Here is a 23,552-nt window from a genome sequence, read left to right on the forward strand (position 1 = left end):
CGGGTAAACCGCAGCAGGAAAACGCCGGGCAGTCCGGCACTCGAGGAGAAATAAAGTTATGAAAAAAACAGTGATCATTACGGCAATCGGTTCCTTTTCCGCGCAGGCGGCTATTTCGGCCTGCCATGCGGCGGGAATGCGCGTTGTTGGATGCGATATTTACCCGGCTAAGTGGGTGGTCAATTCGCAGGATGTGGATGTGTTTTATAAAGCGCCTTACGCGACAGACCGCGGAAACTACCGGAATTTTTTAAAGGAGCTTTGTAAAAAGGAGCAGGCAGATGTGCTGATCCCGCTCACGGATGTAGAAATTGATGTGCTCCAGGAGTGGAGAACAGAATTCCCGAAAGATTTTAAAGAATTAGGCGCAGAAGTGTGGATTTCCGATGTTGACGCGATCCGTTTATGCCGGAATAAGGAAAAGATGGAAGCATTTTTACGGGAGCGGAAGCTTTGCCGGACCATTCCAGGTGTGCGTTTGTCGGAAATGGAAGCATTACTGGATCGTGGTGATCTGCCGGCAGAATTTTGGAAGACCGAACATGAGGGACAGCTTTCCGGATTTGCGGCCTTACGTTTCCCGTTGGTTGCGAAGCCGTTTGATGGTCGCAGCAGTCAGGGATTGAAAATCCTGGAATCCGGGTCGGATCTTCGCTTCCTGTTAAACCATTGCAGCGAAGAACGAAAACAGCAGTATCTGGTGCAGCCAAAGATTGGCGGAACTGTCATCACCGTGGATGTGGTGCGGAATCCGGAAACAAAGCAGACCTTCTGTCTGCCAAGACGGGAGCTTCTGCGTACCTTAAATGGCGCGGGAACTTCTGTCTGTGTATTTCGCAGTGAGCTGTTAGAGCAGCAGTGCCGGGATATTGCCGAAGCGGTTGGAATCCGTGGCTGTGTAAATATGGAATTTATTGAGGCAGACAGGGATGCAGGGGAGTATTATTTTCTGGAATGCAACCCGCGGTTTGCAGGCGGCGTGGCATTTTCCGGGGCGGCGGGCTACGATATGGTGAAAAATCATATCCGCTGCTTTACGGGAGAAAAGCTGGAAGAAATAGCTGTGACCGGGGAACAGTATATTGCGAGACGGTACGCAGAATATAGAATGGATCGTGCAGACCGGGCGGCTGGAGAAGACCAGGGAACCAGCGCATGCCAGATGAATGGAGAAAACCAGGAAACCAACGCTGACTGGGTACATGGAGAAATCCAGGAAACCAGTACAGTTCAGGGAAAGGAAGACGAAAACAGATGATAAAACGATACGAAGAGCCGGTTATGGTGACACGTTCCTCACTGCCGTCTCTGGAAGAATATGTGGAGATGTTAAAACCCATCTGGGACAGCGCTTGGCTGACCAACATGGGGGAATACCACGAAACTTTAAAGGAAAAACTGAAAACCTATCTAAAGACACCGAATCTGGAACTGTTTGTAAACGGCCATATGGCGCTGGAACTGACGCTGCAGGCTATGAAGCTGACCGGGGAAGTCATCACCACGCCGTTCAGTTTTGCCTCCACGACCCACGCCATTGTGCGCAATGGCCTGACTCCGGTCTTCTGCGATATCAATGAAGAGGACTACACCATCGATGTGAACAAACTGGAGAGCCTGATCACGGAAAAAACTTCCGCGATCGTTCCGGTCCATGTATACGGAAATCCCTGCGATGTGAAACGCATTCAGGAGATTGCGGACCGCCATGGTCTGAAGGTCATTTACGATGCGGCACATACCTTTGGCGAGACGATCGACGGAGCCGGGATCGGTCAGTTTGGCGATGCATCCATGTTCAGTTTCCATGCGACGAAGGTGTTCCACAGCATCGAGGGTGGTGCGGTCGCATTTCAGGATCCGGAATTAAAGGATCTGTTATACCAGCTGAAAAACTTCGGAATCACTGGCTATGAGCAGGTAGAATATGTGGGTGCAAACGGAAAGATGAACGAGTTCCAGGCTGCGATGGGTCTTTGCAACCTGCGCCATGTAGATGCGGATATTGAAAAGCGGAAAAGACTGACGGAGCGTTACCGCGAACGGCTTGGCGGCGTGCAGGGTATCCGCCTGTGCAAAGAAAAAGAAGGGGTGCGCTATAATTATGCTTACATGCCGGTTGTATTTGAAGGCTACGGAGCAGACCGGGACGAGATTTTTGATGCACTGAAGGAGTACAATATCTATGCACGGAAATATTTTTACCCGTGCATCAATGACTATGCCTGCTACCGGGACCAGTTTTCTTCGGATGACACACCGGTGGCAAAGCGGATCGCGTCGGAGGTTCTGACCCTGCCGTTATACCCGGATCTTTCCCTCGAAACGGTGGATGAGATCTGTGATATCATACTGAAATGTGGAGAAAAGAAACAATGAACAAGGTGCTGATCGTAATTCCCGCCTACAACGAAGAAGCGAATATTGAGATGGTTGTGCGGGAACTGGAGGAAGGCTATCCGCAGTTTGATTATCTGGTGGTCAACGATGGCTCCAGGGACCGGACTGCGGCAATCTGCCGGGAACATGGCTTTAACCTGCTGGATCTTCCGGTCAATCTGGGACTGGCGGGCTGTTTTCAGGCAGGCATGAAATATGCCTATTACAAGGGCTACGAATATGCGATCCAGTTTGACGGAGACGGACAGCACCGTCCGGAATTCATCGAATCCATGCAGAAAAAGATGGAAGAAGGATACGAGATCGTCATTGGAAGCCGGTTTGTAAACGGGAAGAAGGACTGGTCCATGCGTATGGTGGGAAGCCGTCTGATTGAGGCGGCCATCCGACTGACCACAGGCGTGACCGTGGCAGACCCGACATCCGGCATGCGGATGTTCAACCGGGAGATGATCCGGGAATTTGCGTTGAATTTAAATTACGGACCAGAGCCGGACACCGTGTCTTACCTGCTCAAGCAGGGGGCAAAGGTGGCTGAAGTGCCGGTGCATATCGCAGAGCGTGCCGGTGGTGAGAGCTACTTAAAGCCGATGGTGGCGGTGCGTTATATGGCGCGGATGCTGCTCTCGATTTTGCTGATCCAGAATTTCCGGAGCAAAAAGCCGGTAAACGGAAAAGGGAGAAAATAATCATGAAACACTGGACGCACCTTCTCATGAAAACAAGGCTGAGCCTGGAAAAAGAAAATATGATCTGGAATATGACCGGAAGCTTCTTCTATGCCTTTGCCAGCATGGTACTTTCCTTTCTGGTGCTGCGCATAGCCGGAGAAGAGCAGGGCGGGATTTTTTCCTTTGGGTTCAGCACGGTCGGGCAGCAGATGTTTCTGCTGGCATATTTTGGCATCCGGCCGTTTCACATTACGGACGGGGCGAACCAGTACCGGTTTGGGGATTATCTCCATCACCGCTATGGGACCTGTTTTCTGGCGCTGCTTCTGGGGGCCGGATATCTGGCTGTGACCGGGTATTCCTGGCAGAAGGTCCAGATCATTTTTCTTTTGATCGCCTATAAGGTGATCGATGGTTTTGCCGATGTGTACGAATCGGAATTCCAGCGGCAGGGGTGTCTGTACCTGACCGGACGTTCCAATACATTCCGTACCATTCTCTCGGTCGGAGTCTTCCTGATAACGTTATGTTCCGGGGCAGGACTTTTTGCAGCCTGCGTGGCTGCGGTGCTGGGACAGATCGCGGGCGTTGTTTTGTTTGACATTGTAGTGTTAAAAGAACTGCCCAAGGTGGATTATAACTGGAGCGGAACACAGGCAAGGGCGCTGACCGCATCGGCCATTCTTTTGTTTGTGTCGGTGTTTCTGGATTTTTATATTTTTTCTGCAGCGAAGTATGCCATCGATGCCCACCTGGGCGATGCAGCCAGCGGCTATTTCAATGTGATCTTTATGCCGACCTCGGTTATCAATCTGGCGGCAGGTTTTGTGATCCGCCCATATCTGACCTATTTAACGGACTGCTGGAATGCGCACCGTTTTTCAGATTTTTCGAAAAAGCTGCTCACGATCATGGCAGTGATCGGTGGTCTGACGGTTCTGGCGGTCGGCGGGACCGTGGTGCTTGGAAAGCCGGTGCTTGTGCTTCTGGAATGGCTGCTTGGTGCGGCATACAGCGGAAAGCTGACAGCACTCTGGCCCGCCTTTGTCATGATCGTGCTGGGCGGCGGTTTTTATGCAGTTTTAAATCTTTATTATTATGCGCTGGTCATTCTGCGGAAGCAGAAGCTGATCTTTGGCATTTATGTGGTTCTCACGGTACTGGCGGCAGTCCTGGCTCCGAAGATGACGGTGGCATTTGGAATTCTGGGCGCGGCAGCAGCCTATCTGGTGCTGATGGTCATCATGGCAGCCGGATTTGTGGGCGGCGCCTGGATCGAAATCAAGAGGGAAATGAAGGAGGAGCGTCATGACGGTTGATGTATTGATCCCGGTGTACAAGCCGGACCGGCGGTTTGCCAGACTGCTTCAGATGCTGAAAAAGCAGACGGTAGTGCCAGACCGGATCATTATCATGAATACAGAAAAAGCGTACTGGAATGCGGACGGATACCGGGATATCCCCGGAATGGAAGTCCATCATCTGACAAAAGAAGAGTTTGACCACGGCGGTACCCGCAATCTGGCGGCGTGGTACTCGGAATCGGACATCATGATCTTTATGACCGATGACGCAGTTCCGCAGGATGAATACCTGATCGAGAACCTGTTAAAGGGACTGGACCAGAAGGGACCGGCTGGCGAAGCGGTGGCAGTGGCTTACGCAAGACAGCTTCCGGCAAAGGACTGCCGCACGATCGAGCGCTATACCCGTGCATTCAACTATCCGGATACGCCGATGGTAAAGACGAAAAAAGATGTCAGTACCATGGGGATCAAGACCTACTTTGCTTCCAATGTGTGCTGTGCGTACCGCAAGGACATTTTCCGCAAGCTGGAGGGCTTTGTGAACAGCACCATCTTTAATGAGGACATGATCTACGCGGCAGCGGCTATGGATGCCGGTTACGCGGTGGCTTATGTGTCGGAGGCCAAGGTAGTCCACTCGCACAATCTGACGCCGATGCAGCAGTTCCACCGCAATTTTGATCTGGCGGTATCCCAGGCGGAGCACCCGGAGGTGTTCGCGGATCTGAAGTCAGAGGGAGAGGGAATCCGCCTCGTGAAACAGACGGCAAAGTACCTGTTGCTGCACTTTAAGGGTTTTCTGATCCCGGAGCTGGTTGTCAGCAGCGGCTGCAAATATCTCGGCTACAAGCTGGGACGAAACTATGAAAAACTTCCGAAAAAGATGATCCTCTGGTGCAGCATGAGCCCGCTATACTGGGAAAAGAAATGGAGGAGAAAAGCATGATGACCACAACCCTGCGCATTGCACTGATCCTGGTGTCTCTTGGCACCTTTTCCATGATCATGCGCAAGATCCGCCAGTCCCGGATGCAGATCGAGAGCGCGATCTTCTGGATTGTGTTAGCCCTGGTGCTGGTGGTGTACAGTGTATTTCCGAAGGTGGCCGATGCCTGCGCCAGCCTGCTTGGAATCTACGCCACAACGAATTTTCTGTTTTTGTTCGCGATCTTTGTGCTGATCTTAAAGGTCTTTTTTATGAGTATCCACATCTCACAGCTGGAGAGTAAGATCAAAGAGCTGGTCCAGGCCATGGCACTTGAGGAGAAAAAGTATGAAGAAGAAAAACGCTAGTCTGATCGCCGGCATTTTGTGCCTTGCGGCTGCAGCTGCCTGGCACAGTCTGGATGTTAAGACCGGGATTCAGGCGACCGGTGCTTCCTGGCAGATGGGACAGTATCTGCTGTTGTCGGCTCTGGTGGCAGCGCTTGCTGCCGTGTGCGGGTATTTCCTGTTGGAAAAGAACATTCCATGGTCATTTCCGAAGCTGGCGGTGCTCATGGCAGGAGGCCTTGGCGTGCTGTATCTCTTTGTGCTGCCGCCGCTTTCGGCGCCGGACGAGATCAGCCATTATGTCAGTGCTTACCGCCTATCCTCCCAGCTGATTGGACAGCCACAGCGCGACCGCTACGGTCGGGTGCTTTTACGGGCGCAGGATGCCTGGGTGGAGGATCTGGACGGGGATTTTATCTACGAACCCGATGAAGATGGAAACCTTCAGGTGACGGAGGAGAGCCACGAACAGGCGGTGAAGCTGGGCGAGACTCTGGATGAGTCCACCTATGAGTTATTTCATGCATTAGGAATCAATGGTCAGTACGCTCCGGAGCGTACTGACGAAATTCAGGCGCAGGGTGCTTACGTGAGTTCCACCTACCCGCCGGTCACGACTACGCCGCTTGCCTATGTGCCCCAGGCGATCGGCATCAGCGCGGCAAGGCTTCTGGGGCTGAATACGGTCTGCCTTTTGTACTTTGGACGGTTGTGCAACCTGCTCTTTTTTATAGGAATGCTTTATTTGGCGGTGAAGCGGATCCCGTTTGGGAAAGAAGTGCTTCTGGGCGTGGCACTTCTGCCGATGACGCTGCACCTTGCGGCTTCGTTCTCTTATGATGTCATGATCCTCGGCTGCATGTTCCTTTTAACAGCTGTCTGTCTGGACCTGGCTTTTGAAGCGGAACAGGTCCGCATCCGGGATGTGGTGCTGTTAGCAGTTCTGGCGGCGGTGGCAGGTCCGTGCAAGATGGTCTACGCGCCGATGCTTGGCCTGTGCCTGCTGGTTCCGGTCCGCAAATTTGGCGGTGCAAGAAACTGGTTTGCCAGTGCGTTTGTCGTGGCGGGTGCGTGGGCCGTGTCCATGTATCTGGTTAATAGCCAGGTCATCACCACTTACGCGACGGCGACGGAGGCTGACAGCTATGTGGCTTGGGCAGAAGAAGCCGGTTTCAGCATGAACCTTCTCATCCATAATCCGGTGCTTCTGGTGCGGATGTTTTACCAGACCCTGGTGTGGAATGCGAAAGACATGCATATCACCATGATCGGAGGATGGCTTGGAAATCTGGACCAGGTGCTGGATGTGCCGTATCTGGTTGTGTGGATCCTTACATTATGTCTGATCGGTCTGGCACTGAAGATTCCGGCCGAGCAGATCCGCATGAATCTGCGCCAGCGGTTCTGGGTGGGAGTTCTTGCAGCGGCCTGCGCGGGGCTTACCATGTTGTCCATGCTGATCGCGTGGACACCGCTCAGCTCCCGGGTGATCCTGGGCGTGCAGGGCCGGTATTTCCTGCCATTTCTGCCGGTGCTTCTGCTGGCTTTGAAAAATCCTACGGTAGTTTTGACAAAGGATAAAAACCGTAGTATATTGTATCTGATGTGCTGTCTGAACGGTTATGCGCTGGTGCGTCTGTTCAGCATTGTGTGCATCCGTTTGTAAAACCTTAGAGAAATGAAAAGTGAGGAACAAGAATAATGGGAAAGATCAAAGTAACATCCTGTGATATCGAGGGACTTTATGTGATCGAGCCGACCGTATTTAAGGATGAGCGCGGCTATTTTGTAGAAACTTACAACCAGAATGACTTCAAGGAAGCCGGACTGAACATGGTATTTGTACAGGACAACCAGTCCATGTCCGTGAAGGGTGTACTGCGCGGCCTGCATTTCCAGAAACAGTATCCGCAGGGCAAGCTGGTGCGTGCCATCCGTGGTGCCGTATTCGATGTAGCAGTAGACCTGCGTGCAAACTCCAAAACCTACGGAAAGTGGTTTGGCGTGGAGCTGACTGCTGAGAACAAAAAGCAGTTCTACATCCCGGAGGGCTTTGCACACGGCTTCTTAGTGCTGTCCGATGAGGCAGAGTTCGCCTACAAGTGCACCGATTTCTATCATCCGGGCGATGAGGGCGGTCTGGCTTACAACGATCCGGAGATTGGCATTGACTGGCCGTTCGAGGAAGGTGTGGAGCTGATCATCTCTGAGAAAGATAAAAAGTGGAGTGGTCTGAAGGACACCTTCAAATTTAATGAGGAATAAAAATTTATGAATTATGTAATTTCTCTGATGAAAGAAATCGTCAGGAAACGAAAACTCATCTGGGATCTGGCGAAGGCTGATTTCCGAAAGCGCTTTGTCGGTTCGTACTTTGGCATCGTGTGGATGCTGGTGCAGCCGATCGTCACGGTGCTCATCTATTTCTTCATCTTCCAGGTGGGATTTAAGAGTGTGCCGCCGGTTCCGGGAGTGCCGTATGTGCTCTGGCTGATCCCGGGCATTGTGCCGTGGTTTTTCTACAGCGAGGCTTTAAACTGCGTGACAGGGTGTCTGCAGGAATACAGCTATCTGGTGAAGAAGGTTGTGTTCCAGGTTGAGATCCTTCCGATCATCAAGCTGATCTCCTGTATGCTGGTGCATGCCTTTTTCGCAGGGATCATGCTGGTCGTGTTCTTATGCTACGGCAGACTGCCGATGGCAACCTGGATCCAGATCTTGTATTACAGCTTCGCGGCAGCCATGCTGGCCCTGGCATTCGGTTACCTGACCTCTGCGGTCAATGTCTTCTTCAAAGACATGGCGCAGATCGTCAGCATCTGTCTGCAGTTTGGCATGTGGCTGACCCCGATCATGTACCAGGAGACCATGTTTGCGGACAAGGCTCCGTGGTTTGTGACGATCTTAAAGCTGAATCCGTTTTACTATGTGGTTGCCGGATACCGCGACAGCATGCTCACCGGAAACTGGTTCTGGGAACGCCCGAAGCTTGGCATTTATTTCTGGGTGGTAACGCTCGTCATCGGGCTTTTGGGACTCCGGGTGTTTAAACGGTTAAGACCGCATTTTTCTGACGTATTGTAAGGCTTGAAAAGAAAATGGTTTCTTGCGTTTTAAGCTGGCAGTTCCGGTAAAAAGAAAACGTATGACAGATAAGGGGGAATCATATGACCGAGTTAGAATTTCGCAACAAAGTCACATGGTTCTCTTTTGCGCTCAGTCTCTTGGTGATCTGGGTCCATTCCTATAATGCAGAGCTGTTTCTGGGCTATCAGGCAATGACCGGAACGGTTTATGTGCTGGAGCACCGGATCGGAGACTGGTTTGGGCAGATTGCGGTGCCGGGATTTTTTATGATCTCCGGGTACCAGTTTTACCGGAATTTCAGCTGGGACAAACTGAAAGGCAAATGGCAGAGGCGCGTAAAAAGCCTGCTTGTGCCGTATATTGTCTGGAACTTTCTTTACTATATCTGCTATGTGGTTGCCAGCCGCGTTCCGGCACTGTCTGATGTGGTGGGAAAAGGCGTCGTAAAGCTGTCGCTTCAGGCGGGGGTGGAAGCCGTGGTGGCCCACACCTACAACAATGTGTTCTGGTATCTGTACCAGCTCATCTGGCTGGTGGTGTTGGCACCGGTTCTTTATATGCTGCTAAAGCGTGTATGGAGCGGCTGTCTGCTGCTTGCTGCCTGCTGGATTCTGGTGCGGTTTAGTCCATCCGGACTTTTGGTAAACCCGGATGCGCTGATCTATTACGGCACGGGTGCCATGCTTGCACTGCACTGGAAGGCAGTGGCAGAGCAGTGTGAAAGCAGGATGTGCTTTTGGACCGGAATGTTTAGTATGGCAGCAGCGGCGGCTGTCTATTATGTGGGACTCTGGCAGGCACATATCCCATCCTTTGTTTTGTGCCGTGTTCTGGCGGTGGCGGGATTCTGGCTTGTGCTTCCGGGAAAACATCTCCCGGCGGCGAAGGAGTTTATGAAACACAATTTTTTCCTGTATGCGGTTCACTTTGCCATTGTTCGGCTCATCAACAAGACGGCAGCCCGGATCGGAATCATAGGGACAGCAAACTGGTATGGACCGTTCCTTTTGTTTTTGTTCATGCCGGTTCTGGTGCTTGTGATCAGCAGTGTGACCGGGGCATGGATGCGAAGGTACCTGCCGCGTGTATGGAGGCTGCTGACGGGAGACAGATGAATGGGCAGATAAATGGTTATTTTGGGGAATCCGGGGAAGCTGTCTGCGATTGTCTGTCACCATCACAACCACTGTGAAGTGTGATGGATCTGTGATAAATAAATAGGAGGAGATGCGATGATAAAAAATATTGTATTCGACATGGGGAAAGTTCTGATTTACTACGAATCCATGCGGGCATGCCGCCATTTTATTGAAAATGAGGAAGACCAGAAAGCGGTCTGTACGGCTGTGTTCGATTCCCCGGAATGGATCCTGCTGGATATGGGAGTCATTTCTGAAGAAGAGGGACTCAAAAAAATGTGCGCGAGACTTCCAGAGCGTCTGCATGAAGCGGCGAAGCTGTGTTTTGACAACTGGGAGAAATATTGCATGTGGAAAAATAAAGATATGGAGGCACTGGTGCGGGAACTGAAAGCAAAAGGGTATGGCCTTTATGTCTGCTCCAATGCGTCTGTCCGGCTGCCGTCCTGCTACAAAGAGGTGATCCCGGCTGTCGAATGTTTCGATGGACTGCTCTTTTCTGCCGAGGTGAAATGCTTAAAACCGCAGAAAGAGATGTATGAGCATTTCTTCAACCGCTTCAGATTAAAGCCGGAGGAGTGTTATTTTATCGATGATCTGCCGATGAATATTGAGGGAGCAAAAGCCTGTGGTATGGATGGGCATTGCTTCGCAGATGGCAGCATGGAAAATCTGAGAAAGGATTTAGAGAAGGTATTATGAGTAAAGCAAATTTGAATTTTGAGAAGACCAATGAGGAACTGCTTCAGTTCCTCGACAACAGCCCAAGTGCATTCCACGCAACGGCAAATATGTGTGAAATGCTGAAAAACGCTGGATTTACCCGTCTGTATGAAGGAGAAAAATGGAACCTGGAGGCAGGAAATGGTTACTATGTGACCAGAAACGATTCTGCCCTGATCGCATTCAAGATCCCGAAACAGGATTTCGCAGGCTTCCAGATTATGGCAAGCCACAGTGACTCTCCGGTCTTTAAGATCAAAGCCAATGCCGAGATCGTCGTGGAGAACCAGTATGTGAAGCTGAACGTGGAAAAATACGGCGGCATGATCTGCTCCACCTGGCTGGACCGTCCGCTTTCCGTGGCAGGCCGCGTGATCGTGCGCACTGCTGATGGCATTGCAACCAAGTTCGTCAACGTAGATCGTGACCTGATGATCATCCCGAATCTGGCGATTCACATGAACCGTCAGGTGAACGACGGGTATGCGTTCAATGCCCAGAAAGATATGCTTCCGCTGTTCTGCGAAGCTGCCGAAAAGCAGGTAAAGGGCTGCTTTACTGAGCTGATCGCAAATGAGGCCGGTGTAACGGCAGAGGATATCCTGGATATGGATATGTTTTTATATAACCGCATGAAGGGCACCCTGCTCGGTGCAGACGGCGAGTTTATCGCAAGCCCGCATTTGGATGATCTGCAGTGTGCGTTTGCATCCTTAAAGGGCTTTCTGGCAGCAGAGCCGAAGGACAGCGTAGCCGTTCACTGCGTATACGATAATGAGGAAGTGGGAAGCGGCACCAAACAGGGCGCAGAATCTACGTTCTTAAAAGATGTGTTAAACCGCATCAACACCGGCATGGGCCGCACCCAGGAAGAGTATTTAACTGCACTGGCATCCAGCTTCATGGTATCTGCAGACAATGCGCATGCCATCCATCCGAACCAGCCGGATAAGGCAGACCCGACCAGCCGCCCGTACATGAACCAGGGGATCGTCATCAAATACAGCGCAAACCAGAAGTACTGCACCGACGCAGTTTCTGCTGCTGTATTCAAGACCATCTGCGAGAAGGCAGAGGTTCCGTACCAGGTATTCTTAAACCGTTCCGACATCCTCGGCGGTTCCACTCTGGGCAATATTTCCGGAACCCAGGTTGCATTAAATACCGTAGATATCGGCCTGCCGCAGCTTGCCATGCACTCCAGCTATGAGACTGCTGGAAGCCGCGACACCGCATACCTGATTGAGGCAGCAAAGGTTCTTTATTCCGGAAGCTTTACCGGAAAAGGTGACGGGGCTTACCGTTTAGGTTAAAAAAATTCCATGCACAGGAAATAAATTGCCATTTAGGGCAGAGCGCGTTATAATGGGCGCAAAGATTACTGTCTGCGCGGGAAGTGTAACGCGCAAAAATGGAAAATCAAAATCTTTGAGAAAAACAAAGGAGTTTCATATCATGACAAAGATCAGAACAAGATATGCACCGAGCCCGACCGGCCGCATGCATGTAGGTAACTTAAGAACCGCACTGTACGCATACCTCATCGCCAAGCATGAGGGCGGCGATTTCCTCTTACGTATCGAGGATACCGACCAGGAGCGCTTCGTTGAGGGTGCAACCGAGATCATTTACCGCACTCTGGCTGAGACCGGTCTGGTACACGACGAAGGTCCGGACAAAGACGGCGGCTGCGGTCCGTACGTGCAGAGTGAGCGCCAGAAAGCGGGCATCTACTTAGAGTATGCCAAAAAGCTGGTAGAAAAAGGCGAGGCTTATTACTGCTTCTGCACCCAGGAGCGCTTAAACTCCTTAAAGAAGACCGTAAACGGCGAGGAGATCATGACCTATGACAAGCACTGCCTGCACTTAAGCAAGGAAGAGGTAGAGGCAAACCTGGCAGCAGGCATGCCATATGTCATCCGTCAGAATAACCCGACCGAGGGCACCACAACCTTCCATGACGAGATCTACGGAGACATCACCGTAGACAACTCTGAGTTAGACGATATGGTCCTCATCAAATCCGATGGTTACCCGACCTACAACTTCGCAAACGTGGTAGACGATCATTTAATGGGAATCACCCATGTTGTGCGCGGCAACGAGTACCTGTCCTCCTCCCCGAAGTACAACCGTCTGTACGATGCGTTTGGCTGGGAGATTCCGGTTTATGTACACTGCCCGCTGATCACCGATGAGTTCCACAAAAAGCTTTCCAAGAGAAGCGGCCACTCCTCCTTCGAGGACCTGATCGAGCAGGGCTTTGTATCCGAGGCGGTTGTAAACTATGTGGCACTGCTTGGCTGGTCCCCGACCGACAACCAGGAAATCTTCTCCCTGGAGGAGCTGGTAAAGGCATTTGATTACCACAACATCAGCAAGTCCCCGGCCGTATTCGATATCACAAAATTAAAATGGATGAACGGCGAGTACTTAAAAGCAATGGACGCAGACCGTTTCTACGAGCTGGCAGAGCCGTACTTAAAGGCTGTCATCAAGAAAGATCTCGATTTAAAGAAGATCGCAGGCATGGTAAAGACCCGTATCGAGATCTTCCCGGACATCGAGGCACAGGTAGACTTCTTCCAGGAGCTGCCGGAGTACGATGTGGCAATGTACACCCATAAGAAGATGAAGACCAACTCCGAGAATTCCCTCGAGGTATTAAACGATGTGCTGTCGATTCTGGAAGCACAGGAGGACTTCACCAACGATGCACTTTACGCAGCATTATCTGCTTATGTATCCGAGAAAGGCTACAAGACCGGCTTTGTCATGTGGCCGATCCGTACCGCTGTATCCGGCAAGCAGATGACCCCGGCCGGTGCGACCGAGATCATGGAAGTGCTTGGCAAGGAAGAGTCCCTGGCACGTATCCGCAAGGGCATTGAGATGCTTTCTGCAGTGAACGCATAGGAAGCTGCACATGGAGCCTGTCTGGGATGCTTTTGTGACAGAGAGATTTCAGACGGCCAGACGAAGAAAGGAACCGCATACATGGCGTTTCATGAATCACAGCTGCAGGCCATCCATCACCGGCAGGGTCCGATGATGGTGCTTGCAGGACCGGGATCCGGCAAAACCACGGTCATTACCCACCGGGTGAAATATCTGGTGGAAGAGTGCAGCGTGGAGCCGGGAAGCATCCTGGTCATTACCTTTACAAAGGCCGCTGCACAGGAAATGCGGCAGCGATTTGAGAAGCTGACGGAGGGACGCAGACTCCCCGTCAGCTTCGGTACGTTTCACGCAGTATTTTTTGCGATCTTAAAGCGTGCGTACCGCTACGATGCCTCCAATATCGCGCGGGACGAACAGCGCACCGCCATCATCCGGGAGCTGGTAGACCGCTACCAGATGGATGTCGAGGACGAGGCAGAGTTCATTGCCCAGATTCTTTCGGAAATCAGCCTGGTAAAAGGCGAGATGATGAATCTGGACTATTATTATTCCAAAAACTGTTCAGAAGAAATGTTCAAGAAGCTGTACCAGGGCTACGAAAAAGCCATGGTCGAGAAGAGTCTTCTGGATTTTGATGATATGCTGGTGCTCTGCTATGAGCTGTTTACCCAGAGAAAAGACATTCTGGAGGCGTGGCAGAGAAAGTACCAGTATATCCTGATCGATGAGTTCCAGGACATCAACCGGGTGCAGTATGAGATTATCCGGATGCTGGCAGCACCGCAGAACAACCTGTTTATCGTGGGCGATGATGACCAGTCCATTTACCGCTTCCGCGGTGCGAAGCCGGAGATCATGCTCGGATTTGAGAAGGACTATCCCCAGGCAAAACGGGTTCTTTTGGGGATAAACTACCGCTCCACTTCCAATATTGTGGATTACGCCGGCTGTCTGATCCGCCACAATAAAACCCGTTTCGAGAAAGAAATCCGCGCCGCAAGGGGAGCCGGAAGACCGGTCACGACGGTCGGATTCGCGGACGCCCCGACCGAGACCAGGACGATCATAAAAGAAATCCAGGATTATGTGCAGATGGGCTACCGCCTGTCGGATATTGCCGTGCTCTACCGCACCAGCATGGAGCCGAGACTCCTCATGGAACGGTTGATGGAATACAACATTCCGTTCCAGATGCGGGATGCACTGCCAAATATCTATGAGCACTGGATCACCCAGGACCTTTTGACCTACATTCGCATCGCGGCAGACCCGCTGGCGGAAAAACACCAGGCAAAGCGTGCCGATGCCCTGCGCATCATCAACCGGCCGAAACGCTACATCAGCCGGGAAGCGCTGGATGGGCAGATCGTTTCCTGGGACCAGGTCAAATCCTGGTACCGGTCGAAGGACTGGATGGTGGAGCGCATCGAAGATCTGGAATATGATCTAAAGATACTCAAAAAGCTGGCACCGGTGGCGGCGGTGAATTATATCCGCAAAGCCATCGGCTACGACGAATACTTAAAAGATTATGCAGAGTACCGCCGCATGAAGCCGGAGGAACTCCTGGAACTGGCAGACCAGATCCAGGAAAGCGCATCCGGGTATAAGACCATTGATGCCTGGCTTCTTCATATGGAAGAATACGGCGAACAGCTCAAGCAGCAGGCGCAGAACTGGGAAGTACGGGACCAGGACTGTGTGGCCCTTATGACCATGCACAGCGCCAAAGGACTGGAGTTCCCAATCGTTTATATCATGGACGCAAACGAGCGGGTAACCCCGCACCACAAAGCTGTCCTGGACGCGGATCTCGAAGAAGAACGGCGCATGTTTTACGTAGCCATGACCCGCGCCAAAGACCGGCTCCATGTGTATTACACAAAAGAGCGGTATGGAAAGCCGCAGGAGCGGTCGCGGTTTATTGATGAATATTTATATCCGGATAGCGCGCCGCCAGGAGAATTCCGGCCAGGACCGGAAGTGAAAACGAAAGGAATGTTAGAATCCTGTAGGGCAACCAGTCAACAGAAAACGGCTGCAAAAACAGAACGACCGGCCATGCAGCAGAGTGCCGGAACAAAGCCAGTGCGGAATGGAAAGGTGGTCAGGTGATGCAGGACAAAAAGATGGAACAGCAGAAAATGAGTTCACAAAAACAGGAGCAGAAAGAAATGCGGCAGGGTCTTGTGCACATATACTGCGGTGACGGCAAAGGCAAGACCTCTGCAGCCGTGGGTCTGGCTGTTCGTGCGGCAGGCCGCGGCATGAAGGTTCTGGTAGTGCGTTTCTTAAAAACAGAAAACTCCGGGGAAGTGGAAGTGCTTCGGAGCATTCCAGGCATCACCGTCACCCCCTGTGACCGTACCTTTGGCTTTGTGTTCCGCATGAACGAGGAACAGAAGGCAGAAGCCGCAGAGTATTACCAGAAACGGTTTGAGACAGCGGAAAAAGAAGCAGAAAGCGGAAACTATGACCTGCTGATTCTGGATGAGATTCTGGCATCCTGCAATTATGGCATGGTGCAGGAACAGTCCGTACTGGAATTTCTGCATACAAAACCAGCGGGGCTTGAGGTTGTCCTGACCGGACGGGACCCGTCGGAGAAAATGGTGGAGCAGGCGGATTATGTATCGGAGATTCACATGGTAAAGCATCCTTATGAAAAAGGGATTCCGGCGCGGAAGGGTATTGAATTTTAAAACTGCCAGCCGAAAAAATATAACCGGAATCTGCAAAACATATTGCCTAAAACATTCCGGTCAGCTATAATGAACTGGCAACGTATTGGCAAGAAAAATCAGCGAGGTACATTTTTATGGCAAAGAACCAGAACGAAGAGATGGATTTAGAGCAGGAGGAGATGACTGTAACCCTCACCTTAGACGATGGCAGTGAAGTAGAGTGTGTTGTGCTCACCATCTTTGAGGCAGGCGACCGTGACTATATCGCACTGCTCCCGACCGAGGGCGCAGAGGCAGAAGAGGGCGAGGTATACTTATACCGTTATGAGGAAGATGAAGACGGTAATCCGAGCCTGGATAACATCGAGGATGACGACGAGTATGAAGTTGTAGCAGATGCTTTCGATGAGCTGCTCGACGATCAGGAGTTCGACGAGATCGTAGGCGAGGATGAGCTCGACTAAACATAATAATATCGTGAACGTGACAGGGTCATGGAAGCTGCCGCAAGGCAACTTCCATGACCCTGTTATCTTTTGAAAATGCGTATGCACATGTAAAAATTTTCATAAAATGTAAAAAATGTCAGAAGACGGCAAGACGAGTCAGGATGCTGTCTGCATATTTACTTCCTTTCTCCGATTCATTATAATTTGTTTATCATTAAAATGATTTTGCGCGCAAATATAATGAAATGGAGGGTAAAATGAAAACATTTATACAAAAGCTGGGAAAATCTTTGATGGGGCCTTTGTCCATTATTGTAGCAGCTGGTTTATTATTGGGACTCGCTTCCACACTACAGAATCCGAATGTATTCGGAAATGTACTTCAGGATGTGGCATTTGTAAATAACTTTGTCAGCCTTGTAAATGCACTGGCAGGTGCACTGTTTGGTCTTCTTCCAATCCTGTTCTGCATGTCCGTGGCTCAGGGTATGTCAAGAGAAGACCGCGAAGTGGCAACGTTTGCATCGATCATAGGATTTGCGCTGTTCCATACCACGATCCGGTTTTTCTTAAGCCTGAAAGGAATCACGGCCGATACAGTTAGTATTGATTATCTGATGAGACAGGGGTATTCTTTACTTGAAGCGACGCAGCAGAATGCGGCTTATGATACTGTTATGGGTATCTTCACCTATCGCATGAGTATTTTTGGCGGTATCATTGTTGGTCTTTGGACGGCAATGATCCACAACCGTTTCCATGAGACACAGCTTCCGGTAGCATTCAGTTTCTTCAGCGGCAAGCGTTTCGTTCCGATCATGATGGTTGTGACGATCCCGTTCCTGGGACTGCTTATGTTCTTCGTATGGCCGGTATTTAATGTGATCATCAATGGATTTGGCAGTCTTCTTGCTTCTGCGGGAGCATTTGGTACGTTCATTTACGGATTCCTGGAACGTCTTCTGATCCCGACTGGCCTGCATCATATCCTGAATCAGCTGATCCGCTTTACTCCAATTGGAGGAACCGCTGAGATCGATGGCCAGCAGGTATCTGGTGCGCTGAATATCTTTAATACTCTGCTGATGCAGCAGAATCCGGATATGGATGTTATGCGTCAGGCAACACGCTTCCTGACACAGGGAACGCATCCGTTCATGGTATTTGGTCTTCCGGCAGCATGTTATGCCATGTATAAAACTGCATATCCGCAGAATCGTGAGAAAGCAAAAGGTATTTTACTGGCAGCTGGATTGACGAGCTTCTTTACCGGTATTACAGAGCCGATTGAGTTTTCCTTTATTTTCATCTCCCCGCTTTTATGGGTGTTCCATGCGTTTATGGCAGGTATGTCTTTCCTGATCAACACCTTCCTGAGTGTCTGCATCGGAAATGCAGGCGGCGGCTTGGTTGATCTTATGTTATTTGGCGTGCTGCGCGGACCTCAGACCAAATGGATCTTAAATGTAGGAGTAGGTCTGGTTTATGCTGTGATCTATTACAATGTATTTAAGTGGGCTATCGTGAAGTTCAATATTAAGACTCCGGGCCGTGAGGACGAGTCAGATGCGGTTGATTATAATGAAGAAATCACCGAGCTGGGATCAGCAATCATGGAAGCTCTGGGAGGCAAAGAAAATATTGTTGAAATTGATAACTGTATTTCCCGTCTCAGACTGGTGCTGAAAGATTCTGCAAAGGTCAATGAAAAAGCGTTAAAGGCAACCGGATCCCTCGGACTGATTCGTATTAATGAAGAAAATGTTCAGGTCGTATATGGAGCAAAGGTTGAGAAGGCAGCCGCAGAACTGAAACGTGCAGTAAAAAAGGCAGGGAGCAGTGCAGCTGGAAAGCACGCAGATTTTGAGGCTCCGGTAGCAGGAAGCCTGATTCCGATCACGGAAGTGAAGGATACTGCATTTTCCCAGAAGATGGTAGGCGATGGATTTGCCATCATTCCGGAGAGCAATACGGTATATGCACCGTGGAGCGGAACGGTTGCAGCCTGCTTTGAGACAAATCATGCAGTTGGAATCGTAACAGAAAACGGAGATGAAGTACTGATTCATATCGGCATTGATACGGTGAAGCTGAAAGGGGAAGGTTTCCGATCCTTTGTAAAGCAGGGACAGAAGGTAAAACAGGGAGAAAAACTGATCGAATTTGACCGGGAACTGATCCATTCACGAGGATTGGATCCGGTAGTGATTCTGATCTTCCCGAATAAGACTGTGAATGTAAATGCGGCGCATCAGAAGCTGAAAGAGCATCAGGAAATCAATGTAAAAATTTATTAAACGTTATACAGGGAGAAAAAATGAGAACAAATAAGGCGAGAATTCAGCATGATCTGGAGATATTGGCAACGTATACTTCTACACCGGGTCATGGTGTGACACGGTCTTCTTATTCGAAAGAAGATAAGATGGCCAAGGAATATCTCAAAGAAGAAATGCAGAAACTGGGGATTCAGATTTATGAGGACGGATTTGGCACACTGTTCGGAAGAAAAGAGGGAAAATTGAAGGATGCACCGGTTGTAATATTCGGTTCCCATTATGATTCCGTGGTAAACGGAGGTGCCTTTGATGGTGCGGCAGGCAGTGTAGCTGCGCTGGAAGTTATGCGTGTTCTCCATGAGTGCGGTTTTGAGAATGACTATCCATTGGAGCTGATCTTAATGAATGCAGAGGAAGGGGCCACATTTGGTCCCTGCACCGGAGTTTCCAATTCGCGCGCGATGGTTGGTACTATGACTATGGAAGAGTTGGAGACCGTGAAGAACCGCTTTGGACAGACAAAGCTGGAAGCAATGAAGGAGTATGGCCTGATTCCGAATCTGGAATCAGCCAGACGTGCTCCGGGCTCGATCAAAAATTTTGTGGAAATGCATGTGGAGCAGGGACCGGTTCTGGATCGCGAAAATATTGAAATTGGTCTGATCAAATATCTGGCAGGAATCGGACGTTACACGATTCGTTTCCATGGGCAGACTGCAGATTCTACTGCGCCGATGGCTGAACGAAAAGACGCATTGGTTGCCGCAGCCTGCTTTATCACGATGTTTGATGAGCAGATCAGGGCTTTGGGACCGGATGTAACCGGCATGGTAGGCAAACTGGATATTACACCAAATTCCAACCAGTTTGTACCGGAACTGGTGGAAGGAAAGATCGAGATCCGGACATTTTCCAAAGAGTGTATCGAAAAGACGGATTTCCGGAAGATGATCCAGGATATTTTAGACCATGTTGCGCAAAAATATGGGATTTCCTGTGACTTGGAGGAAATACGCCGGATCAATTATCCAAACCCGACAGGCCCTAGTGTGATGTGCTGGGAGAATGTCAGGAAAATGGAAGCCATCTGTGATGAACTTGGCTACAGCCACTGCATTATCAACAACGGAACCGGACATGATTCCATGATCATGACCGATTTTACAGATACCAATATGATCTATGTTCCAAGCCGCAATGGAGGTGTTTCACACTGTCCGGAGGAGTGGACGGAATATGAAGATGTGAAGAAGGGTGCAGATGTTCTGCTGCATCTGATTATGGAACTGAGCAGAGAGGAAGAAAAATGAGAGGATCTGGAGAAATTTTCTATGGAACGGTGATGCCTCCAAAGCCGGATTGTACCGGAGTGCCGGTCCTGCTCAGTGATGCTGTCATGGAGAAACGGTGCAGAGCTGTGCTGGAACGAATGGAACAAGAAAATCTGGATTCTCTGGTTGTTTACGGGGATCTGGAGCATGGGCAAAATTTTGCCTATCTTACGGGATTTCTGCCAAGATTTGAGGAGGCACTGCTGGTTCTGAATAAAGGCGGGCATCATGCGATGATGATGGGAAACGAAAATCTGAATAAGGTATCCTGTGCTCGGATCAAAGCCCAGGCAATCCATGTCCCATTCTTTTCCCTGCCGAATCAGCCGATGGGCGGAGAGTGCAGTCTTACGGAATGTTTTCGGGAAGCCGGGCTGAAAGAAGAAAGCCGGATTGGAATTGCAGGCTGGAAATATTTTACCAGCCGGATTCTGGATAACAGACAGCTGTTTGATGTACCGTCTTATATTGTGGAAGCGGTTCGTGATGCCGCCGGGCCGGACGGAATCGTCGTGAATGCAGCAGATATTTTTATCGGAAAGAAAGGCGTGCGCTGTATCAATACGGCCAATGAACTGGCGCATTATGAATTTGGTGCAGCGCTGGCTTCGGACTGCATATTAAAGGCTATGGACCATCTGGACATTGGTGTGAAAGAAACAGAGCTTGGAGCAGATCTGCAGGCGTTGGGGCAGAAAAACAGCGTAGTGACGATTGCGGCGGCTGGAAAACGTTTTGAAAAAGCAAACCTGTACCCAATGGATAAGGATGTGAAGCTTGGAGATCCGGTCAGTCTGACGGTCGGATATCGCGGCGGGCTTTCCTCACGCTGTGGATATGCAGTTCACAGTGAGAACGAACTTCCGGAAGCGAATCGGAATTATCTGGATCGGGTCGTAAAACCGTATTATCATGCAATTGTGTCCTGGCTGGGAGAAATTCACTGCGGAATGAGCGGTGGAGAACTATATGATCGGATCGAACAGATATTGCCAAAAGAGGAGTATCGGTGGTCTCTTTGTCCGGGACACCTGACGGCAGATGAAGAATGGATGTCTTCTCCGGTCTATGAGGCAAGTGAGGAAATCCTGAAAAGTGGAATGATGCTGCAAACCGATATTATTCCATCGGTTCCCGGCTATGCGGGAACCAGTGTGGAAAGTACCATTGCACTGGCAGATGAAACGCTGCGCATGGAAATCCAAAAGGAAGAGCCACAGCTCTGGGAACGGATTGTGAAACGCAGAAGTTATCTGGAAAAGGTGCTTGGGATCCGAATGCATCCGGATGTACTGCCTATGTGTTCCACGGTTGCGTATCTGCGACCGTTCCTGCTGGAAAAAGGAAAAGCTATGTATGTGAAGCATCGTCAGGCTGATTCAGATAATTGATATACTGGTCATACAGCAGGTGGAGAACAAGGTGCAGGGTCAGGTAGGAAGAACGGTTGATGTTCATTTCTTTGTTCACGGCTGTACCCTGATAATAAAGGTTGTAAGCTGAAATCTCGGCCAGTTCATTGTTGGACATGGTTGTAACAGAAACCAGGGGAATCTTCATGAGACTGAGATTCAGGAGCGTTTCCCGGTATTTTTCGACATTGCCAGACCAGGACGCGACAAATAAAAGATCATTCGGACGCATGTATTTCTTCACGATCTTTAACTCAGTGTGAGTTGGGATAATCACAATATTTTTATTCACATTTAAGAAACAACGGGCCAGTTCCTGGAGCATCAGGCGCTGGCCTTGTCCTGTTCCATAAGCATAAATCCGGTCAGACTGATCGATGAGCCGGCAGATGTCCAGAACCTGACTGTTCTGGAGAAAAAGTTTGGTGGTTTGTGCAATATCCTGATTCAGAATTTCAATCAGGTTCAGAACTTCTGCGTTTTCTGCAGAATCGGAACGCAGAAAATATTTGAACTCACTGTAACCACTGAAATTCAATTTCTGGGCTGTGCGGAGGATCGTTGCCGTGGAAACGTTACAAAGTTTGGCAAGATCAGCAATGTTCATTTTCTTGCAGGACTCTAGATTAGCCTGCACGAATTGCAGGATGTGCTGGTCTACCGTATTCAGTTTTTCATAGTTTTCATTGATGACACGATCGAGCTGAATTCCCATAATATCCTCCAGACTTTGTAATATGAAAGATTATAACACAGGATATCGCAAATTGAAAGAAAATCGTCAGATAATTGCCCGGCAAATTCGTTGACAAATGCCATTGGAAAAAGGTATCATAAACTATAGCAGTAAGAGTGTTCTGACGGAAAAAGGAGAATGATCGTTATGAAGAAAAATATGTTTAAGGTTATGGCGCTGAGCCTGGCTATGGCTGCATTATCCAGCACGGCAGCATTTGCAGCAGGCTGGGGCAAGGTTGGCAGTGAGTGGTATTATTACCAGGAGGACGGAACCGTTGCAAGAAATACCTGGATCAATACACTGGTCAGCAACGATGAGTCCGGAGAATTGAGCTACCAGGTTGGCAGCAAGGATTTCGTGACCGAGGAGGGCAAGAGCATTGCCGCTTCCTACTGGGTACAGGGCAATGGTGTTATGGCAACCGGATGCTGGGTAGCGGACGGCGACACCTGGTACCGGGTAGATAACAAGGGCATGATCATGAAAGACCAGGTTTACACCGAGAACAAGGATATGTATTACCTCGATGCCGATGGAAAAATGCTGACCAATGGCTGGTATCAGAACGAGGAAGGCAAGTGGTACTACATGGGTGAGGATGGCAAGGCAGTCAAGAATGGCTGGAAGACCATCGACGATGCAGAGTATTACTTCTTAAAGAGCGGTACCATGGCAACGGACGTGAACATTCCGGGCGGCGGACACGTTGGTGCGGATGGCAAGCGCGACCGCTAAGGAAAGGATGGATGCAGGACGATGACAACGTTTATGAAAAAAGCAGCAGTGCTTTGCATGGCAGCAGTGCTGGTATTGTCTTCTGCATTCTGCAGCTTTGCGGAGAACGGCTGGAAACGCAGCGGAAGTGTATGGAATTATTACTATTCCAACGGGAAGATGGCAAAAAACACCTGGATTAAGAATGGCGATGTGCTCTTCTGGATCGAGGAAGATGGCACCATGGCTACCTCCAAGTGGCATGAACAGGATCATATCTGGTACTATCTGGATGCCAGCGGTGCCGCCGTAACCGGCTGGAAAGAGATTGATGACAAGTGGTATTACTTCCGGGAAGACCATGCCATGGCAACGGATGAGACCATTGGAAGCTATTATGTTGGCAAGGACGGAGCCTGGGACAGCCGCAAATGACCGAATGAG

General features: G+C 50.1%; 22 protein-coding genes. 21 read left to right on the forward strand and 1 reads right to left on the reverse strand.

Annotated features, from left to right (window positions below):
- Window positions 1-58: 58 nt before the first annotated feature.
- The 19 genes from DWZ40_RS05070 to DWZ40_RS05160 all read left to right on the forward strand — a co-directional run bounded on the left by DWZ40_RS05070 (window position 59) and on the right by DWZ40_RS05160 (window position 21,634).
- Complete coding sequence (locus tag DWZ40_RS05070; protein ID WP_118541375.1) at window positions 59-1,258, forward strand: ATP-grasp domain-containing protein; 1,200 nt, start codon at window positions 59-61, stop codon at window positions 1,256-1,258.
- Window positions 1,255-2,379, forward strand: a complete 1,125-nt coding sequence (locus tag DWZ40_RS05075) for a DegT/DnrJ/EryC1/StrS family aminotransferase (RefSeq protein ID WP_118541377.1) — start codon at window positions 1,255-1,257, stop codon at window positions 2,377-2,379. The genes DWZ40_RS05070 and DWZ40_RS05075 overlap by 4 nt, the downstream gene beginning before the upstream one ends.
- Entirely contained in the window at window positions 2,376-3,089 is a 714-nt protein-coding gene (locus tag DWZ40_RS05080; protein WP_118541379.1) for a glycosyltransferase family 2 protein, read from the forward strand. Before DWZ40_RS05075 ends, DWZ40_RS05080 begins: the two co-directional genes overlap by 4 nt.
- A gap of 2 nt (window positions 3,090-3,091) precedes the next feature.
- Window positions 3,092-4,390, forward strand: a complete 1,299-nt coding sequence (locus DWZ40_RS05085; protein ID WP_118541381.1) for a lipopolysaccharide biosynthesis protein — start codon at window positions 3,092-3,094, stop codon at window positions 4,388-4,390.
- Complete coding sequence (locus tag DWZ40_RS05090) at window positions 4,380-5,324, forward strand: glycosyltransferase family 2 protein (RefSeq protein ID WP_118541383.1); 945 nt, start codon at window positions 4,380-4,382, stop codon at window positions 5,322-5,324. Before DWZ40_RS05085 ends, DWZ40_RS05090 begins: the two co-directional genes overlap by 11 nt.
- Window positions 5,321-5,671, forward strand: a complete 351-nt coding sequence (locus tag DWZ40_RS05095; protein ID WP_118541385.1) for a DUF2304 domain-containing protein — start codon at window positions 5,321-5,323, stop codon at window positions 5,669-5,671. Before DWZ40_RS05090 ends, DWZ40_RS05095 begins: the two co-directional genes overlap by 4 nt.
- Window positions 5,652-7,316, forward strand: a complete 1,665-nt coding sequence (locus DWZ40_RS05100) for a DUF2142 domain-containing protein (protein WP_243035208.1) — start codon at window positions 5,652-5,654, stop codon at window positions 7,314-7,316. Before DWZ40_RS05095 ends, DWZ40_RS05100 begins: the two co-directional genes overlap by 20 nt.
- A 35-nt stretch (window positions 7,317-7,351) precedes the next feature.
- On the forward strand, window positions 7,352-7,915 hold the full coding sequence (gene rfbC / locus DWZ40_RS05105) for a dTDP-4-dehydrorhamnose 3,5-epimerase (protein WP_118541387.1): 564 nt from the start codon (window positions 7,352-7,354) through the stop codon (window positions 7,913-7,915).
- A 6-nt stretch (window positions 7,916-7,921) separates the two neighbouring features.
- Window positions 7,922-8,734 (forward strand): ABC transporter permease, encoded by an 813-nt coding sequence (locus DWZ40_RS05110; RefSeq protein ID WP_118541389.1) that lies wholly within the window; start codon window positions 7,922-7,924, stop codon window positions 8,732-8,734.
- Between the two features lie 83 nt (window positions 8,735-8,817).
- Window positions 8,818-9,852, forward strand: a complete 1,035-nt coding sequence (locus tag DWZ40_RS05115; protein ID WP_118541391.1) for an acyltransferase — start codon at window positions 8,818-8,820, stop codon at window positions 9,850-9,852.
- 117 nt (window positions 9,853-9,969) lie between these two features.
- Window positions 9,970-10,578 carry an HAD family phosphatase gene (locus DWZ40_RS05120; protein ID WP_118541393.1) on the forward strand — a complete coding sequence of 203 codons (609 nt, stop codon included), beginning with the start codon at window positions 9,970-9,972 and terminating at the stop codon, window positions 10,576-10,578.
- Window positions 10,575-11,912 (forward strand): M18 family aminopeptidase, encoded by a 1,338-nt coding sequence (locus DWZ40_RS05125; RefSeq protein ID WP_118541395.1) that lies wholly within the window; start codon window positions 10,575-10,577, stop codon window positions 11,910-11,912. Before DWZ40_RS05120 ends, DWZ40_RS05125 begins: the two co-directional genes overlap by 4 nt.
- Before the next feature lie 142 nt (window positions 11,913-12,054).
- Window positions 12,055-13,515: a glutamate--tRNA ligase gene (gene gltX, locus DWZ40_RS05130; protein ID WP_118541709.1), complete on the forward strand. Its 1,461-nt coding sequence runs from the start codon at window positions 12,055-12,057 to the stop codon at window positions 13,513-13,515.
- A gap of 81 nt (window positions 13,516-13,596) precedes the next feature.
- Window positions 13,597-15,615 carry an ATP-dependent helicase gene (locus DWZ40_RS05135; protein ID WP_118541397.1) on the forward strand — a complete coding sequence of 673 codons (2,019 nt, stop codon included), beginning with the start codon at window positions 13,597-13,599 and terminating at the stop codon, window positions 15,613-15,615.
- 14 nt (window positions 15,616-15,629) lie between these two features.
- Window positions 15,630-16,202, forward strand: coding sequence for a cob(I)yrinic acid a,c-diamide adenosyltransferase (locus DWZ40_RS05140; protein WP_347560049.1), 573 nt, complete (start codon window positions 15,630-15,632; stop codon window positions 16,200-16,202).
- A 116-nt stretch (window positions 16,203-16,318) separates the two neighbouring features.
- Window positions 16,319-16,648 (forward strand): DUF1292 domain-containing protein, encoded by a 330-nt coding sequence (locus tag DWZ40_RS05145; protein WP_118541399.1) that lies wholly within the window; start codon window positions 16,319-16,321, stop codon window positions 16,646-16,648.
- A gap of 242 nt (window positions 16,649-16,890) precedes the next feature.
- Window positions 16,891-18,930: a glucose PTS transporter subunit IIA gene (locus tag DWZ40_RS05150; protein ID WP_118708338.1), complete on the forward strand. Its 2,040-nt coding sequence runs from the start codon at window positions 16,891-16,893 to the stop codon at window positions 18,928-18,930.
- Between the two features lie 20 nt (window positions 18,931-18,950).
- On the forward strand, window positions 18,951-20,222 hold the full coding sequence (locus DWZ40_RS05155; RefSeq protein WP_118541401.1) for a M20 family metallo-hydrolase: 1,272 nt from the start codon (window positions 18,951-18,953) through the stop codon (window positions 20,220-20,222).
- Entirely contained in the window at window positions 20,219-21,634 is a 1,416-nt protein-coding gene (locus tag DWZ40_RS05160) for a M24 family metallopeptidase (RefSeq protein ID WP_118541403.1), read from the forward strand. Before DWZ40_RS05155 ends, DWZ40_RS05160 begins: the two co-directional genes overlap by 4 nt.
- On the opposite strand, the gene DWZ40_RS05165 is transcribed toward DWZ40_RS05160, so the two are convergent.
- A complete protein-coding gene (locus DWZ40_RS05165; RefSeq protein WP_118541405.1) occupies window positions 21,594-22,370 on the reverse strand; it encodes a MurR/RpiR family transcriptional regulator in 777 nt (258 codons plus the stop codon). The genes DWZ40_RS05160 and DWZ40_RS05165 overlap by 41 nt on opposite strands.
- 168 nt (window positions 22,371-22,538) lie before the next feature.
- On the opposite strand from DWZ40_RS05165, the gene DWZ40_RS05170 reads away from it, so the two are divergent.
- Window positions 22,539-23,129, forward strand: coding sequence for a hypothetical protein (locus DWZ40_RS05170; protein ID WP_182430580.1), 591 nt, complete (start codon window positions 22,539-22,541; stop codon window positions 23,127-23,129).
- A gap of 33 nt (window positions 23,130-23,162) precedes the next feature.
- Window positions 23,163-23,543 (forward strand): hypothetical protein, encoded by a 381-nt coding sequence (locus tag DWZ40_RS05175; RefSeq protein WP_182431624.1) that lies wholly within the window; start codon window positions 23,163-23,165, stop codon window positions 23,541-23,543.
- Window positions 23,544-23,552 lie beyond the last annotated feature (9 nt).

It is taken from the genome of Clostridium sp. AF32-12BH (genome assembly GCF_003477935.1).
Lineage (GTDB): Bacteria > Bacillota > Clostridia > Lachnospirales > Lachnospiraceae > Brotaphodocola.